This is a genomic window from Psychrobacter maritimus (assembly GCF_904846345.1).
In the GTDB taxonomy this organism is placed as follows: Bacteria; Pseudomonadota; Gammaproteobacteria; order Pseudomonadales; family Moraxellaceae; genus Psychrobacter; species Psychrobacter maritimus.
In genome coordinates this window covers 485,671-502,215 of sequence record NZ_CAJHAJ010000001.1, presented here as the reverse complement: position 1 = coordinate 502,215, position 16,545 = coordinate 485,671, and the positions used below count along the sequence as shown (strand labels likewise).

Below are 16,545 nucleotides of genomic sequence, written 5' to 3'. Positions count from 1 at the left end.
TTTTATTACTTATTATTAACCAAATTTGTTTGTCTACAATAAAGAGAAAACCCTATGCCAACCTCTGCTAAAGCCTTAACTAAGCGTTTGATTGAAATACCAGAAATGCGCCGTATTCAGCATTTGCATTTTGTCGGTATTGGTGGCTCGGGGATGTGCGGTATCGCTGAGGTTATGAACAATCAAGGCTATGAAGTCAGTGGTTCTGATATCGCTGAGAGCTTGGTGACTAAGCGCTTAGAGCAGATTGGTATTACTATTGCGATTGGTCATGATTCCAAAAACATCGCCAATGCCGATGTTATCGTCGTATCGTCTGCTATCGACCGTAGTAATCCTGAAGTCAAAGCGGCGCTTGAAGCGCGTCTGCCAGTAGTACGCCGTGCTGATATGCTCGGCGAATTGATGCGCTATCGCCATGGTATCGCCGTTGCTGGCGCACATGGTAAAACCACCACCACCAGTTTGCTGACAACCATGATGGCAGAAGGGCAGCTTGATCCCACCTATGTGATTGGCGGTAAACTCAATGCTTCAGGTAAAAATGCCGCGCTCGGTAGCAGCCGTTATTTGGTTGCCGAAGCCGATGAATCTGATGCGTCATTCTTATCTTTACATCCGATGGCGGCGATTGTTACCAATATCGATCAAGACCATATGGAAACCTATGGCAATAGTTTTGACAACTTAAAAGCCGCTTATATCCAGTTTTTACAAAATATGCCGTTTTATGGCTTGGCGGTGGTCTGCGGTGACGACCCTGAATTGTACTCCATGATTGATGATATTGGTCGTCCAGTATTAACCTTTGGTCTTGAACCCTTTAACGATGTACAAGCCGTTGACTTAGTCAGCGAAGGCACAAAAACCCACTTTACCGTCTTGCGCCGCGACCATGAGCCATTGCGTCTAACCTTGAATATCCCGGGTGTACACAATGTTTATAATGCGCTGGCTGCTATTACCATGGCAACCGACGAAGGCGTAGATGACGAAGCGATTAAGCGCGCCCTGCAGAAATTCGAAGGCGTTGGTCGCCGCTTTGAGCAGCATGCCTCCGTAGATATCGATGATGGCAATGTATTGCTTATTGACGATTATGGTCATCACCCAAGAGAAGTCGACGCGACCATTAAAGCGGCCCGTCAAAGCTTCCCTGAGCGCCGTTTAGTGATGATGTTCCAGCCACATCGTTATAGCCGCACCCGTGATTGTTTTGATGATTTTGTCGAAGTGCTTTCGAGCGTCGATGAGTTATTGTTATTGGACGTTTATCCTGCTGGTGAAAGCCCGATTGCTGGTGCCGATACCAAAGCCTTGGCACGTAGTATCCGTTTGCGCGGTGCCGTTGAACCGACGATTATCGATAAGGATAATTTGGCACCAGTCATGCAGCGTTTGCTTCAAGCGCATGACATGTTGATTACCCAAGGTGCAGGTAATGTTGGACAAATAGCGATCGAATTGGCCGCCAATAATTTATATATCAAATAAGCCGCAAACGAATTTTAGGAACGAGACTCATGACTACTCATAACCAAGAAAACAATAACCAAGAAAATGAAAACAACATGGATAAAAGTAGCGATAATAAAAATATCGATACTAATATCAATGTTGGGGCGAACACCGCTATTACCAATCCAGAGGCAGCCCTAGCAGCTGCTGCAAAAGCTGAGAGTAACGGTGTGGAAAATAACCAATCAAGCCAAAACACTTCATTAAATGTCGCTCCTAGTAAAGTAAAAGATGCGAGTGAATTTGGGAAAGTGGCTGTGGTATATGGCGGCAGTAGCAATGAGCGCAGTGTCTCTTTAGATAGTGGCGCGGCCGTTTTACAAGCGCTGCAAAACCAAGGCGTTGATGCCACGCATTTTGACCCTAAACACCAAGATATTACTGAGCTTCGTCAATATGACCGCGTGTTTAACGTTTTGCATGGTCGCGGCGGCGAAGACGGTCTGCTACAAGGCGTGCTGCAATGGTTTAATATTCCGCAGACCGGTTCTGGTATTTTGGCATCAGCACTGGGTATGGACAAAGTACGTACCAAGCAGCTGTGGCAAGGTTGTGGTTTATCGACCGCACCGTTTTCATTGCTAACTGCTGATACCGACTGGCAGCAAGTGGTTAATATGCTAGGACTGCCGCTGATTATCAAGCCAGTCCATGAAGGCTCAAGCATTGGTATGACCAAGGTTAATAATCTTGATGAGCTTCCTGCTGCGTATGCAACCGCCGTACAGTGCGGTGATGCAGTGATGGCTGAGCGTTGGATTACCGGTCGCGAATTTACCATTGTTATTATCGATGATGAGGCCTATCCGGTTATTCGCCTTGAGCCTGCCGATATTACCAACTTCTATGATTTTGAAGCCAAATACAATCGTAACGATACCAGCTACTACATTCCCTGCGGTCTAAGCGCTGCGGATGAAAAGCATTTGCAAGATTTGAGCTTAGCGGCATTCCGTGCGGTTGATGCGAAAGGTTGGGGACGTATCGATGCGATGCAAGACGAAGCGGGCAACTTTTGGCTGCTTGAGATTAATACCGTACCGGGCATGACCAGTCATAGTTTGGTGCCAATGGCGGCCAAAGCTCGCGGCATGGATTTTGAGAGCTTGTGTTGGCATATTTTGGCGCAAACCGTATAAGTATCGATTAACGATTTTGCCGCTAATAGCTGTACGACTGATAAATGCACGACTGATAAATAGAAGAGGTTTGCTTAATAAACGTTCAATTGGCTATTAAATAACTGATTGGACGTCTTATATATAGGTATGCAAATATTTAGCATAAAGCTGCCAATTATGTCTCGGCTACAACCAGCTTTACAAACTACTTAATGATGGTAATTAGCCTGTTTAAATATCGTCAAATGTATCGCTAGAGCTGCTATAGCACAGCTTCATGTAAACTTGTGTAAATTCGTTGTTAGTAGTAGGGGTTAGGCTATTGTTTAAACGTAAAATACGTTAATATTGTAAATATTGGTCTATATTCGTGATATTTATGGTTATTTGCGCCGCTATCTCTTAAGTCATTCATTAAATGAGAAAAATGTTACGTTTTAATGACAATAAGCGCACGTTATAAACCGTTTTAGACAAATAAATTGATAATATGTTAGTTTTATAGATTCCTGCGAATGTTTAGCAGATTTACTTTTAATAGAAGCACTATTGGCGTTATGCAAATAGCTTTAAGCAAAAATAGGGACGAAGTTTATTATGACTCAAACTGTCAATGATGTCGCTGACTTGATGAGTGATAAGACCCGTCGCCCGACATCTAGTTTTCAAGTACCGACTTCGGTCAGATATTTCTTTACGGTACTGGTGTTGGGCTTGCTTGTGCTGATATTAATCATGGGTGGTAAGGCATTACGCGACGCACCGCCTGCTGCTATTCATGTCGATAATCGAGATTTGACATTTGCGCAATATCAAGCGTTACAGCATGTCATGAGCCAACAGAGTGTGAGCAGTTTTTTCACCTCGGACTTGCAAGCGCTACGAGATATTACCACCAGTTTGGCTTGGGTTGACCAAGTGAGTGTGAGCCGTGATTGGCAGCGTGGTATAGTCGTTAAAGCCTTACCAAAACAGCCGGTGGCAAATTTCGGTACTGAGCGTTTGGTTGATGCAAAAGGGGCGGTTTTTGTTCCTGCTGACAGTCGAGATTTAACGCAAGAGCGTTTTGCGACGTTGCAAGGTGATATGGCGCAAGCGCCCGTTATTATGCAACAAATGCAGCAAGTCAATGATTGGTATGCGCCGCTTGGTATGCAAGTTGAAGATATCATTTTGTCACCAAGAATGACGTGGCTGATTCGCTTTGATAATGGTCAACGTGTCATCGTTGATAATGAAAATACCGCGCAAAAACTGTTGAATTTAAGTCAGCTGCTCGGCAATCAGTTAAGCAATCGCCGCGATGAAATACAGTCAGTCGATCTTCGTTACAAAAATGGATTTACTATCGCATGGAATCTGGCGCCGCCAAAAACTACTGAAACACCACCGTAAATGAATAAAATATTAACAAAGCAGTCAAAACCTTATATTTGTCTGCTTTCTTAATATAAAGAGTTAACATACAATATCACCGCGTGCTGCTAGCGCTTTTTAATGATTTAATGGAGACGTCATCTGGTCTCCTGTTTAGCGATAATTTGTCTGGTACCATGAAAAATACTGAAAATCTGGTTGTTGTCCATCTAAGTGCCACGGCAGTATATGTCGTCATTGGCAGTGTTGTCTCTGCAAAAGACATTCGTATTATGGGTGTGGGGCAAGTTAAGAATAGTGACTTTTATCAAGGTCAGATAAAGCATCGTGAACGTTTGCAGGGCGCTATCAAACAAGCCATTCAAGAAGCAGAAGATACCGCCAATTGCCGTGTACATAGTGTCTGGTTGACCATGGCGACGCCTGAGCTATTAAGTAAGAATAGTGCAGGCGATGTCAGAGTCGAAGACGAAGTCGTCCGTGCCAAAGATATGGTGCAAGCGCTGTCAAATGCCAAATCGCAAGACTTGTCGCCTGATTATTATTTGATGCATTGCTGCCAGCAAGGTATCTATATCGACAACCAAGAGTTTATGGTTGATGATGCTATTGATATGGTCGCGCATAATATCACTGTGATGTATCACATGATGATGATGCCAGTGTCTAGCCGTCAGAATATCCAAAAATTATTACAAAGCTGTGACGTCGGTATTGACCATATCGTTTTTGATGCGGTTACCAGTGCCGAATACAGTTTGATGAGTGATGAGCGTCAGCAAGGGGTTTGCTTGGTCGATATCGGTGCGAGTACCACCAGTATTTGCGTCTATAAAGAGAATAAGCTGATTTTCACCCACTGTATCGCTACCGGCAGCCATGAAGTAACGATGGATATTTCAGCCGATGTTGGTATCTCGATGATAGAGGCGGAAAGGCTTAAAAAAACGTATGGTACCGTTGATATCAATAGCGTTGATCCTAGCTCATTCTTTCTCTTTAAGCCGCAAGGGTCGGGCGATGAAATTAATATTGGTACGTATAATTTAGCGCGTATTATTGAAGCGCGATATGTGCAGATTTTTACTGAAGTGGTTCGCCAATTACATGATGCGGATTTGCTAGGCTATATTGATAAAGGCATTGTACTCACAGGCGGTGGCAGCGCTATTAAAGGCATGATACCTTTTGCCAAAAAGCTGCTGAAAATGCCGGTGGTATTGACCAATACCCATCCTGCTATTAGTGCTTATAATCATTTTGATAATGATGAATCGTTTAAGCAGCTGAATATGCAGGTCAATGATCGCGCTTATCAAACCGCGTTTGGTACATTACTATATAGTCAAAGCGAGCAGTTTCGCCGTAGTGAAAAAAGTGAGCCGGAAGCGATTCAAAAGAATCGTGTCACGGGTGTTTTTCAAAGTGCAGGGCAACGTTTTGCCAGTGTACTCAAAAAGATATTATAATCTACTGTAAACTTACTCAGATGAAGCAGTTAAGAGCCTGCCGCAGTATTATAGGTAAGCATATTTAAAGCAACACCCTGTACAATAATGGCATATATTGGCTAAGCACAACTATTTAAGCCTTTGCCCTGTTTTATTTAAATACATTTATATATAGTAAGTCGATAGCGCGCCATATGAGTGTGTTACCACGTATCGACCATCACGCTATCTGCAACTGGAGAAACCTTTTTATGTCAAAATACACCATGCCAGATGATAATCAGCTTCAAAACAACGGCCAGGCAAGCTTCACTGTATTCGGTGTGGGCGGCGGCGGCGGTAATGCGGTTGAGCATATGGTACAACAAGGGATTAGAGGTGTAACGTTTGTCTGTGCCAATACGGATAAACAAGCGCTCGATCGTCTGACAGCGCCGCATAAATTGCAGCTTGGCGCTAAGACCAACCGTGGTCTTGGCGCAGGGGCAAACCCAGAAGTGGGCCGTGAAGCCGCAGAAAGCGAAGAAGAAGCCATCCGTGCTTTACTTGAACACTCAGACATGGTCTTTATTACCGCGGGTATGGGTGGTGGTACAGGTACGGGCGCCGCTCCAGTGGTTGCGCGTATTGCTAAAGAGATGGAAGTGTTGACGGTCGCAGTTGTGACCACACCATTTAAGTTTGAAGGTGGCAAACGTATCAAGGCTGCTAAGGCTGGTATCGAGCAGTTGACCAATTTCGTTGACTCTATCATTACCATTCCAAACGACAAACTTATGAGTGTCTATGGCAACATCTCTATGCAAGATGCCTTCAAAAAAGCCGATGACGTCCTCTTGCATGCGGTACAGGGTATTGCAGAAACCATCGCCAGCGAAGGTATGATTAATATTGACTTTAACGATATCCGCACCGCGATGACAGCTAAAGGTCATGCGATGATGGGTATCGGTCGCGCCAGCGGCGATGATCGTGCGCGTCAAGCGACCGAGAAAGCCATCAGATCGCCATTGCTTGATGATTTGCGTTTAGAGAATGCCAAAGGCTTGCTTGTTAACGTTATCTCTTCTGAATCTTTATCATTGGATGAGATGAGCAAAATCAGTGTCATCGTTGAAGAAATTACTGATATAGATGATGCGCATATTTTCTATGGTTCAGTGATTGATGAAAAAATGGGTGATGATTTACATGTAACAGTCATCGCAACCGGTCTGACTTTAGATGAAAATGCTGGTCAAGAGCCTGAAGTGGTAGAGCAGCCTGTGCCATCGGTAAACAGCACCCAGCCTGTTGATCCAAACTTGCATACCAGCGCGCTCAACAGTCAAAAACAGTCGCAAGCTCAGTATCAAGAAAGCCCGATACGCGCAAATGTGACTCAAGAGCAGCCTAAAACTAAAACCAACAGTATTCAAGATTATCTTAAGCGCCAACAGAACAAATAGTGCTTAGAATAAGTAGTCATTAAAATGAATGCTTGTTGTAGATAGTATGAATAAAAGAAGCCAGTATTTCGATACTGGCTTTTTTGTGCCTGTCTGTTTTTAAGCTTTGTTTATTTATAGATGAGCTATTTATACAACCTTTATAAATAAAATGACGCTCTATCCAATTGCTGCTTATAAATAGCTATAAACCGTTATTTATCGCTGATTGACAGTTTATTGTCTGCTAAAAGTCATCGTTAAATTAATGACGATAAGTGTTATCAATCAAAGACATAAGCAAATTAACGCTTTTTAGAGCTAGCGAAATAGGGTCGGGTAATGCTACACTATGTCAATTGTAACAAAATATGTGAGAAGACAGCCATGAACCAACGAACCATAAAAACAGCGATAGCCGTTACAGGTACTGGTCTTCATAGTGGTCAACCTGTTGACTTAGAGTTTCATCCACAGCCGATCAATACCGGCATCGTATTTGAACGTTCTGATATTGTCGGTAGCAATCCTATTCCTGCCAGTGCCTTTTTGGTACAAGATACCATGATGTCATCGAATCTCGTATTTGGTGGCACCCGTGTGGGCACCGTTGAGCATTTGCTCAGTGCGGTCGCAGGACTTGGCGTTGACAACCTGTTAATCCGCGTGTCGGCGTCAGAGATACCGATTATGGATGGTAGTGCTGCCCCATTTGTGGGACTGCTGCTACAAGCAGGATTTTGTGAACAAGAGGCGGCAAAGCGCTTTATTAAGATTGTGCGCCCAGTACGCGTTAAAGTTGACGATAAATGGGCAGAGTTACGTCCTTATGAAGGCTTTGAGCTCAATTTTGAGATTGATTTTGATCATCCGGCCATTGATAAAGATTTTCAGCATGCACAATTGCAGTTTTCAACGCAAAACTTCATTGAGCAGTTGAGCTCAGCGCGTACTTTTGGTTTCTTACGTGATATCGAAACCTTGCGTCAGAATAACTTGGCATTAGGCGGCAGTATGGACAATGCCATTGTCATTGATGATGCCAGTATCCTTAACGAAGAAGGCTTACGCTTTAATGATGAATTTGTACGTCATAAAATTTTAGATGCGCTAGGCGATTTATATCTGATTGGTTATCCGATTTTAGGTCGTTTTAATGCGTATAAGTCTGGCCATGCACTAAATAATATGTTGGTACGTGAGATATTATCAGATCCTGATAACTTTGAAATTGTAACTTTTGATGACAATGTAACCTGTCCTATCGAATATTTACCATTAAATGGTTTAACAGTTGAAGGATGAATACAGGAATATACACGAAGTATCGAAACATTTACGCAATATTACATAAGATGGTTATAAGTAGCGCTAAATAATATTCGTTTAAATAGATATTTTCTTTCTCATTTTACCAATAACCTGCTTCAGAGTAGGTAAAATAAAAGATGTGAGAAATAATAAAATCATCTGTCAGTGAGGTTCACATTGTGAATGGCACTGACAGATGATTTTTTTTGTTGACGGAATTACAAAAACGCAGCTTTATCAGCGTCAATTACGGGTTTAATTTACATAAGTTTACAAAGTAAAGCGGGGATTTTTACGGATTAATCAGGCGCAAAAGTGCCTTTTTGAGATTTTCATCAGTGGTGACATGCTCTGCAGCCTGTGATATAGTCCGCTTTGTGTTTTGGCTAAGAGCCTGATTTTCATGGGCTTTACGAGGCTTTGATAAGGGTGCCGACAAGGCTTGTGATGATTTAGGATAATCGTTATGAGTAGAGTTTTTGGCTACTACGACGCGGATTTGCTTGAGTTGTTTAAATGTAATTGACTGCTCTGTTAACACCTGCAAATAAGCGCTCTGTAAATAGCGAATATGATTGGCGGCAGTCATCGAACCCACACTGAGTATAAGTTGCTCAGAGGTTAAGCCCACGACCCAGCAGTTATCGAGGATTTCCTCAGGTAGACAATCTACCAAAAGCTCTTTTACTTCGGTCGTAGCTTGCAGATATAAACGCATATTATCAGCCAATGTTTGAGGTAGCGCACTACCAGCAAAGGCTTGATGATCGATAAGTTTAGCAAGTCGGTTAGGTTGTTTTTTTGACATCGTGAACACTCATCTAATAGGTGACAAAATCGATATTCATCATAAACAGCGAGCTTTTGTACTAAGGATTTTATCATGTTTATTTCATGGTCATCTTCCCTAAATTAATTCATGCTTTGTCACGGATGACGAGCAATCCTGTATTCACAATAGGTAGTAAATTTATGAAACAAGCTTTATTAATTTTGTCAGTATTGGGAATGGGTATAGCACAGACGAGTGGTGCTGTCGAAACAACCTTTCAACCAAATAATACCTTGAGTCATACCATCACCAATATCTCTACTTCTGCGAACTACGGTTCAAGTCGCAATATCTATAGCACTAAAAGTGGTGCTTATGTCTCAAGCAATGATGAAATCAGTCAAGCAATTGACAATCTTAGTGCCCATGCTAAGCAAAAAGAATATCAGCTTGCCTCGCTAACCAGCCGCTTGTCTTATGAGCAGCGTCAGCAGCAAGCAAGCTCAGTGCCAGATCGTTATTCTGCACCTGCGATTGCCGCCGCCAATGCTTCACGTGTGGCGCTATCTAGCAGTAGTGGTTACTGTGCTCGTTATGTGCGTAAAGCCCTACAATCAGCGGGTTATGAATTTACGCCTAACCCTTCAGCGTATCAGTATGCCTCTCGTGGCACATTGGCCCAAGCAGGCTTTACCAAAATCAGTAACAATACGCAGCCACAAGTAGGCGACGTCGTGGTCTATGATCGCACCTCAAGACGCCCACATGGTCATATTCAAATATTTGATGGTAATGATTGGGTTTCTGACTTCCGTCAAAACAGCATTAGCCCATACAGCGGTCATCATAACTACACGACATGGCGCGATTCAAAATACGTCGATGACGCATCAGATCGCGGTATCTACCTTGCAATGGCTGACAAATAAGCAGCAGCTAGATGTAACGTAATTCAAAAGTTTTCTCCGAACCCAGTAATGCTCTTTATGACATTACTGGTTTTTTTTGCTTGGCATAAAGAGGTTATTTGATTAAAGAAGCTATGTAGTTGGAGAAGGTGCTTAATTTAAGCAGCTATCTAGCCAGTGCTGCCTGCTTATCAAATATTGACCAATATTGCAGATTGTGAAAATCGGGCGGGGAGGCGTGTGTGGGCGCAAAATATAACGCCGTTGTACCAAACCTTGTACCAAACGTCGTAGCAAAGCTTAAAATTACACAGGGATGAATGTATTCAATGGCAGTATCGTCGATAAAAGCCTTTTCGTTGGATAGTTGGCTTAAGGGCACAGCAAAGCTGCGTTGATAAAGATAAGAGTTAGCTGTGCTGGTATTAGGTGTTAATGAATCGATAGCAGGTTCGATTTGCGCTGATAAGGAGTTTTTCTCTGCGTTGGCAGTACCATTATTCGCAATGCCATTATTCGCAGTGTCATTACTCCCAGCGCTATTACTCAGAGGGCAATGATTGGCTGTCCAGTTAATAAACGCCCGTGTTTGCCCATCAGGTTGTAAAAGCGGCGTTGGCGGCAGTGTCGCAGGATTACGATAGCTTGTAAACTCGTAAAGCGCATAACGACCGTCAGGGCTGGCATTAACTTCAATATAAGCGCTAGTTTTATTAGCATCCGCTCCATCAATACCAATCTCATTAACATCATTTATCGAAACGCTATTATTTATTAACCTGTCTGTTATTAAGCCACCTGCTAAAAAGCACTCAAGGCAAGTTTGCTCCCATAAATAATCTGCAAATCCTACCTGCGTCGGTTGCCATGTTGGCCAGTCTAATTGCGCCGCTAACGATTTAAGTGGCAGCGTTATTCGATAATCAAGCTGTAAATACCACTCTGACTGCTGAGTGCTTCGGGTTATCTGTGCGGTTTGGGCTATCTGATTTGTTTGAGCTAAGGTTACGATGACTTCTACCTGAATGCTTTGTAAGTCTTCTATCGTCACGCCAAGAGTCTGGGCATCAGCGGCGAGGGTGTCGGTTGCGAGGCATAGATGAAAAGTTTGGCTCATAAGTTAATAATATCCGCAGTTTAATAGTATTAAAGATATCTTATAGGCGGTTCGCTATAAAATGAACACAGAGCTACTGGTATTAATTTTGTGCAGCCTCTGTCTGCGTAGGCACAGCAAGCAAGAAAAATGAATACCAGTAGCGCGTTATCATACTTGTACTGATTTTATGTAGGACTGACTATAAATAGAAAACAGGAAATAGCTTATAAATAGCATAAAAGCCGCGAGCAAAATGCTGCGCGGCTTTTATTAGATAGGATAGAACATAAACTAAGCTGAAAATAACAACTTACTGCGCGTGACGAGCAAGGTTTGATAGCTTAGGATTGGCATGTGGGTTTTTACGTAATAACAGCGCCATACGACCAATTGAATGAACCAAAGAGGCATTAGCTGCCGCTGCAAGCTGAGCGCCGATGACATCGCGTTCTTCTTTGGTGCCAGCTGGCAGTTTTACTTTGATAAGTTCATGATCCGTTAAAGCGCGATCAATCTCTTCAGTGATGCTTGGGGTAATACCTTTGTTGCCAATCATAACGATAGGTTTTAGGTCATGACCAATGCCTTTTAGGCGTTTGATGGTAGCGTTATCGAGTTGCATATAATTCCTAGATGTTGGTAAAAATAAAAGATGGTGCTATTAAGAGCAGATAATGACCATTATAGATAATCTGGGGTCATCTTGCATGAGATCAGCAGGATTTTGCACGATTTTACGTGATGAAAATGTTAAACTGAAAGTATGAGTACATTATAAACGCTACGGTCTTATAAAGCAGTGTTTTCACCAAGAGAATTTAACCGTAAAAGGTTACAAGGTGCATAAGAGGTTCAATAGCTAATTTAGCTAGGTAACTTAAGCGCCTAGCAATAGCCATGTTATAGATAATTGTTTTATCAATAGACAGATATTGAATCGCCATAGATAACCACGTTATAAGCCGCTAGCCGTGTTTTGCAAAGTAATAGGAGCAGTCATTTTGGTCACGCGTATTGAAAATAAAAAGTTGTCAAAAAGCAGCAGTGCTTGGATGCAGGAGCACATTGACGATCCTTATGTGAAAAAAGCCCAAATAGATGGCTACCGTGCCCGTGCTGCGTATAAGTTGCTTGAGATTAATGAGAAGACCAATCTGATCAAAAAAGGCATGACCGTCGTCGACTTAGGCAGTGCACCGGGTAGTTGGTCGCAAGTCGCTGGCAAGTTGGTCGGTGAAAAAGGCGTCTTAATTGCCTCTGATATTTTGCCCATGGATACCTTGCCTGATGTTACCTTTATTCAGGGCGACTTTCGCGAGGCAGAGGTGTTTGACCGTATCATGGCAGAAGTGGGCGATAAACAGGTTGATGTGGTGTTGTCCGATATGGCACCCAATACCGCTGGCAATAGCGCCATCGACCAGCCGCGCATGATGTATTTATGTGAGCTGGCAGTCGATTTCGCCCTCGCAACCTTACCAGAAGGTGGCGCGCTTATTATGAAAGTGTTTCAAGGCGAGGGTACACAGGAATTACGCAAGCAGATGCAGGCGGATTTTAGTAAAATTCGTAGTATCAAACCGGGTGCTTCACGACCACGCTCAAAAGAGATGTTTTGGATTGCCATCAAGTAACAGGTATGCAAACCTTTCTATAAAATGGTTTTAAGGTCAATCAGTTGCGCAAATTTCCCAGATGATGGGATTTCATCATCAAGAGTATTGCTGATTAACATAAAACCGCTACAATCGTTAACTGAATAAATAGGAATGCTGCTTGAATTATTCAGGTTAGCACCACATATCATGGTATATTAACTTTGTTTTGAATCTATATCGTTTTAAATATATACCTATATATTAAGGCTGTGTTTTAAACAGAGTTGTTTTAAGCAAAGTCGTTTAATAGTAAGCGCTTTATTGGCTCAGTTATTTATGTCCGTTTGTCTATTTATTTTGTTTGGGGTTTTAAGTTACTTAAATCCAAGCTTGAACGATAATTTACAAATGGGTATTGAATAATGAGGCATACGTTTGCATATAGACGTCACGTGTTTAACAAACACACCAATAAGTAAGGGATGGGAATAACTAGTGAGCGACATGGTAAAAAATACCTTATTGTGGCTGGTGGTAATCGGCGTTTTAGTGCTGGTGTTTAGCGGCTTTGATCAATCTTCTGAGCCGGATAGCCTTAACTACTCTGAGTTTGTGACCGCTGTGTCAGAAAACCAAGTAGCCAGTGTTGAAATCGATGGCGAGCAAATCACCGGCGAAAAGAAAAATGGCTCATCATTTGAGACCATTCGACCAGCCGTGGCTGATGAACAGCTAATGCCGCTATTGCGTGAAAACCAAGTTGAGGTGCAAGGTACCGCGCCTAAACGTCAAAGTGTCTTGATGCAACTATTGATAGCCAGTTTCCCAATTTTATTAATTATTGGTCTGTTCCTATTCTTTATGCGTAATATGCAGGGCGGCGCTGGCGGTAAAGGCGGTGGTCCGATGAGCTTTGGTAAATCAAAAGCCAAAATGCTGACCGAAGACCAAATCAAGGTTAACTTTGATGACGTTGCTGGCTGTGAAGAAGCCAAAGAAGAAGTCGTTGAAGTCGTTGAGTTTCTGCGTGACCCTGATAAATTCACCAAATTGGGTGCGACAATTCCACGCGGTATCTTGATGGTAGGTCCTCCGGGTACGGGTAAGACGCTACTAGCACGAGCCATCGCTGGTGAAGCCAAAGTACCGTTCTTCTCAATTTCAGGTTCTGACTTTGTTGAGATGTTCGTCGGTGTTGGTGCATCGCGTGTGCGTGATATGTTCGAACAAGCGAAGAAAAGTGCGCCTTGTATCATCTTTATTGATGAGATTGATGCGGTCGGTCGTCATCGTGGCTCAGGTATGGGCGGCGGTAACGATGAGCGCGAGCAGACATTGAACCAATTATTGGTTGAGATGGATGGTTTTGAAGGCAATGAAGGCGTTATCGTCATTGCGGCGACCAACCGTGCAGACGTACTAGATAAAGCATTATTGCGTCCGGGTCGTTTTGACCGTCAGGTGCAAGTAGGTCTGCCAGATATCAAAGGTCGCGAACAAATCCTGAAAGTGCATTTACGTAAATTGCCAAATACCATCGGTGTCGATGCGCATGCATTGGCGCGTGGTACTCCTGGATTTAGTGGTGCGCAGTTAGCCAACCTTGTGAACGAAGCGGCCTTATTTGCCGCGCGTCGTAACAAGCGCAGCGTCGATATGAATGACTTTGAAGATGCAAAAGACAAGCTATATATGGGTCCTGAGCGTAAATCAATGGTCATCCGTGAAGAAGAGCGCCGTGCGACTGCTTATCATGAGGCGGGTCATGCCTTAGTTGCTGAGTTGCTACCGGGTACCGACCCTGTGCATAAAGTAACGATTATGCCGCGTGGTTTTGCCCTTGGCGTTACGTGGCAGCTGCCTGAGCACGACCAAACCAGTATGTATAAATCAAAAATGCTCAGTGATATTGCGATTTTATTTGGTGGTCGTATCGCAGAAGAAGTGTTTATCAATCAGATGTCGACGGGTGCTTCAAACGACTTCGAACGTGCAACCAAGATGGCACGAGCGATGGTTACCAAATACGGTATGTCAGATGCGCTAGGTATCATGGTCTATGAAGATGATGATAACTCACAAGGTTACTTCGGTGGCGGTGGCCGGACGATTTCAGAAGCGACGCAACAAAAGGTCGATGAAGAAGTACGCCGTATGCTTGAAGAGCAGTATGACATCGCGCGCGAATTGATTGAAGGCAATCAAGAAAAAATTCATGCGATGGTAGATGCTTTGATGAAATGGGAAACCATTGACCGCGATCAATTGCAGGATATTCTAGCTGGCGAAGAACCTCGTCCGCCAAGAGTCTATCAGCATAATGAAGTAAACTTATCAAAAAACGATGTTAAAACTACGACTTCAACACCGCCGCCATTACCAGCGATGTAGTTTCTGGTTTATTAATCTAGTTTTTTAAGATTGCATCTATTTTTGATAGAAAAAGCCCTTTTTAATAAAGGGCTTTTTTGTTGCTACAATTGTATCAAGGCTTTAGGACAGCATCAGATTTGCTGCTATCATAGGCATTATAGCTTGGTAAATTATCACGACAGCTAAAGCGATTTTACGAACTGAATTTATAATGGATACCTTATGTCATTATTCCAACCTTTATCTAATTATACGGTGATAAGTCGCGATAAAGTATTAGATTTATCGCAGCCGCATATCATGGGTATTTTAAATGTCACCCCAGATTCTTTTTCTGACGGTGGACAGTTTAATGCCATCGATAGCGCCCTTGCCCATGCTAAAGAGATGATTGCCGCGGGTGCAAGCATTATCGATATTGGCGGTGAATCTACCCGTCCAAATGCGCAAGCTGTAGCGACTAGCGATGAGATACAGCGCGTTGTTCCAGTGGTCAAAGCGATTCGTCAGCAGCTAGGAAGCATAGGTAAAGATATTTGGCTCTCTATTGATACCAGTAACCCGGCGGTTATGCAGGCAGCTTTTGATGCCGGCGCAGATATTTGGAATGATGTACGAGCGCTTAAGCGTGATGGTGCGGCGGCAATGGCAGCCAAGCTGGATATTCCTGTCATGCTGATGCATATGCGCGGTGAGCCGACGACGATGAATAACCTTGCCCAGTATGATGATGTGATTAAAGACGTCAGTGCCGAGCTAGCAGCGCGTATTGATGAGGTAACGAATGTCGGCGTTAAGCGTGAGAAAATCATTATCGATCCAGGTTTTGGCTTTGCAAAAGACTATGAGCATCATCGCGCCCTATTAAGTCAGCTTGATAGCCTGCAAACGCTTGAGTTACCAATGATGTTTGGTATTTCACGAAAGCGCTTTTTAGCAGAAGTACTGACTAAAAGTGGAGTCGAAGCCGTTGCTACTACCCAAGCGCTAGAGCGTGATGCGGTAGGAACGGCGGCTGGACTCTTTGCGCTGCAGCAGGGCGCTAGTATTATCCGTACCCACAATGTCGCTATGATGCAGCAAGCCGTGGCATTATGGCAGCAATTATCAAGTTATCATCAAGGCTAATAGGCTACTACCTTTTTATAAACGGTATCTTTATAAATACAGCTTAATCCTATTATTTATTAACCTTATTATTTATCTAAATGTCTATTCAGTTAAATACCATTTAAACCTACGGGAACACTTTTATGACGACTAGCAATCAACCAGAGCCAAACAATCAACCAGAACCCACCCTCGAGCAACGCCGCATTATTTATCAAGCCCGCCGCGGATTAAAAGAATTAGACTTTTATATCGACCCTTATATTAAAGAGTTGTATTTAACCGCTGATCCCAGCGAACAGGCAACTTTTGCAGAAATGCTGACCCATGAAGACCCTGATTTATTGGATTATTTTACCAATCAAAGCCGTCCAGAAAATGAAGCCATATGGGATTTGGTCAATAAAATCAAAACATGGCGCCATAGTAAAGACTTGACGTAATTATTTAATATTTATTTTAAGCCTGCTTGGGTATTCA

At 43.1% G+C, this 16,545-nt stretch carries 14 protein-coding genes; 11 read left to right on the top strand and 3 right to left on the bottom strand.

What is annotated here, in order from left to right; all coding sequences use genetic code 11:
* Window positions 1-54 precede the first annotated feature (54 nt).
* The 6 genes from murC (at window position 55) to lpxC (ending at window position 8,199) form a co-directional block, all read left to right on the top strand.
* Window positions 55-1,494 (top strand): UDP-N-acetylmuramate--L-alanine ligase, encoded by a 1,440-nt coding sequence (gene murC / locus JMX50_RS02010; protein WP_201564818.1) that lies wholly within the window; start codon window positions 55-57, stop codon window positions 1,492-1,494.
* A gap of 29 nt (window positions 1,495-1,523) precedes the next feature.
* Window positions 1,524-2,657 (top strand): D-alanine--D-alanine ligase, encoded by a 1,134-nt coding sequence (locus tag JMX50_RS02005; protein ID WP_227670860.1) that lies wholly within the window; start codon window positions 1,524-1,526, stop codon window positions 2,655-2,657.
* Window positions 2,658-3,236: 579 nt separating this feature from the next.
* Window positions 3,237-4,034, top strand: a complete 798-nt coding sequence (locus JMX50_RS02000) for a cell division protein FtsQ/DivIB (protein ID WP_201564817.1) — start codon at window positions 3,237-3,239, stop codon at window positions 4,032-4,034.
* A gap of 110 nt (window positions 4,035-4,144) precedes the next feature.
* Window positions 4,145-5,485, top strand: coding sequence for a cell division protein FtsA (gene ftsA / locus JMX50_RS01995; protein WP_183620381.1), 1,341 nt, complete (start codon window positions 4,145-4,147; stop codon window positions 5,483-5,485).
* Window positions 5,486-5,718: 233 nt separating this feature from the next.
* Entirely contained in the window at window positions 5,719-6,915 is a 1,197-nt protein-coding gene (gene ftsZ, locus JMX50_RS01990) for a cell division protein FtsZ (RefSeq protein WP_183620383.1), read from the top strand.
* A gap of 366 nt (window positions 6,916-7,281) precedes the next feature.
* Complete coding sequence (gene lpxC / locus JMX50_RS01985) at window positions 7,282-8,199, top strand: UDP-3-O-acyl-N-acetylglucosamine deacetylase (RefSeq protein ID WP_201564816.1); 918 nt, start codon at window positions 7,282-7,284, stop codon at window positions 8,197-8,199.
* Window positions 8,200-8,497: 298 nt separating this feature from the next.
* Here lpxC and JMX50_RS01980 read toward each other — a convergent pair whose 3' ends face one another.
* On the bottom strand, window positions 8,498-9,013 hold the full coding sequence (locus JMX50_RS01980; protein ID WP_201628230.1) for a hypothetical protein: 516 nt from the start codon (window positions 9,011-9,013) through the stop codon (window positions 8,498-8,500).
* A gap of 164 nt (window positions 9,014-9,177) precedes the next feature.
* Between JMX50_RS01980 and JMX50_RS01975 the strand changes: the two genes are divergently transcribed.
* On the top strand, window positions 9,178-9,906 hold the full coding sequence (locus JMX50_RS01975) for a CHAP domain-containing protein (protein WP_191691009.1): 729 nt from the start codon (window positions 9,178-9,180) through the stop codon (window positions 9,904-9,906).
* 145 nt (window positions 9,907-10,051) lie between these two features.
* On the opposite strand, the gene JMX50_RS01970 is transcribed toward JMX50_RS01975, so the two are convergent.
* Window positions 10,052-11,002, bottom strand: coding sequence for a hypothetical protein (locus JMX50_RS01970; protein ID WP_201628229.1), 951 nt, complete (start codon window positions 11,000-11,002; stop codon window positions 10,052-10,054).
* Between the two features lie 292 nt (window positions 11,003-11,294).
* Entirely contained in the window at window positions 11,295-11,606 is a 312-nt protein-coding gene (locus JMX50_RS01965; protein WP_183620392.1) for a YhbY family RNA-binding protein, read from the bottom strand.
* Window positions 11,607-11,985: 379 nt separating this feature from the next.
* Here JMX50_RS01965 and JMX50_RS01960 point away from each other — a divergent pair, with 379 nt between their 5' ends.
* From JMX50_RS01960 to JMX50_RS01945, 4 genes are all read left to right on the top strand, one after another.
* A complete protein-coding gene (locus tag JMX50_RS01960) occupies window positions 11,986-12,618 on the top strand; it encodes an RlmE family RNA methyltransferase (RefSeq protein ID WP_201628228.1) in 633 nt (210 codons plus the stop codon).
* 459 nt (window positions 12,619-13,077) lie between these two features.
* Window positions 13,078-14,973, top strand: a complete 1,896-nt coding sequence (ftsH, locus tag JMX50_RS01955) for an ATP-dependent zinc metalloprotease FtsH (protein WP_271133550.1) — start codon at window positions 13,078-13,080, stop codon at window positions 14,971-14,973.
* Window positions 14,974-15,177: 204 nt separating this feature from the next.
* The gene (gene folP, locus JMX50_RS01950; protein ID WP_201628227.1) at window positions 15,178-16,083 is read left to right on the top strand and encodes a dihydropteroate synthase; all 906 of its coding nucleotides are present in this window, start codon (window positions 15,178-15,180) and stop codon (window positions 16,081-16,083) included.
* A gap of 125 nt (window positions 16,084-16,208) precedes the next feature.
* The gene (locus JMX50_RS01945; RefSeq protein WP_201563327.1) at window positions 16,209-16,508 is read left to right on the top strand and encodes a succinate dehydrogenase assembly factor 2; all 300 of its coding nucleotides are present in this window, start codon (window positions 16,209-16,211) and stop codon (window positions 16,506-16,508) included.
* The last annotated feature ends 37 nt before the right edge of the window (window positions 16,509-16,545 follow it).

Excerpts from the sequence above, each read along its gene's own strand:
- lpxC (WP_201564816.1), top strand. The coding sequence starts at position 7,282 with ATGAACCAACGAACCATAAAAACAGCGATAGCCGTTACAGGTACTGGT.
- JMX50_RS02005 (WP_227670860.1), top strand. The coding sequence starts at position 1,524 with ATGACTACTCATAACCAAGAAAACAATAACCAAGAAAATGAAAACAAC.
- JMX50_RS01980 (WP_201628230.1), bottom strand. The coding sequence starts at position 9,013 with ATGTCAAAAAAACAACCTAACCGACTTGCTAAACTTATCGATCATCAA.
- murC (WP_201564818.1), top strand. The coding sequence starts at position 55 with ATGCCAACCTCTGCTAAAGCCTTAACTAAGCGTTTGATTGAAATACCA.
- JMX50_RS01975 (WP_191691009.1), top strand. The coding sequence starts at position 9,178 with ATGAAACAAGCTTTATTAATTTTGTCAGTATTGGGAATGGGTATAGCA.
- JMX50_RS01970 (WP_201628229.1), bottom strand. The coding sequence starts at position 11,002 with ATGAGCCAAACTTTTCATCTATGCCTCGCAACCGACACCCTCGCCGCT.
- ftsZ (WP_183620383.1), top strand. The coding sequence starts at position 5,719 with ATGTCAAAATACACCATGCCAGATGATAATCAGCTTCAAAACAACGGC.
- JMX50_RS01945 (WP_201563327.1), top strand. The coding sequence starts at position 16,209 with ATGACGACTAGCAATCAACCAGAGCCAAACAATCAACCAGAACCCACC.
- folP (WP_201628227.1), top strand. The coding sequence starts at position 15,178 with ATGTCATTATTCCAACCTTTATCTAATTATACGGTGATAAGTCGCGAT.
- JMX50_RS01965 (WP_183620392.1), bottom strand. The coding sequence starts at position 11,606 with ATGCAACTCGATAACGCTACCATCAAACGCCTAAAAGGCATTGGTCAT.
- ftsA (WP_183620381.1), top strand. The coding sequence starts at position 4,145 with ATGGAGACGTCATCTGGTCTCCTGTTTAGCGATAATTTGTCTGGTACC.
- JMX50_RS02000 (WP_201564817.1), top strand. The coding sequence starts at position 3,237 with ATGACTCAAACTGTCAATGATGTCGCTGACTTGATGAGTGATAAGACC.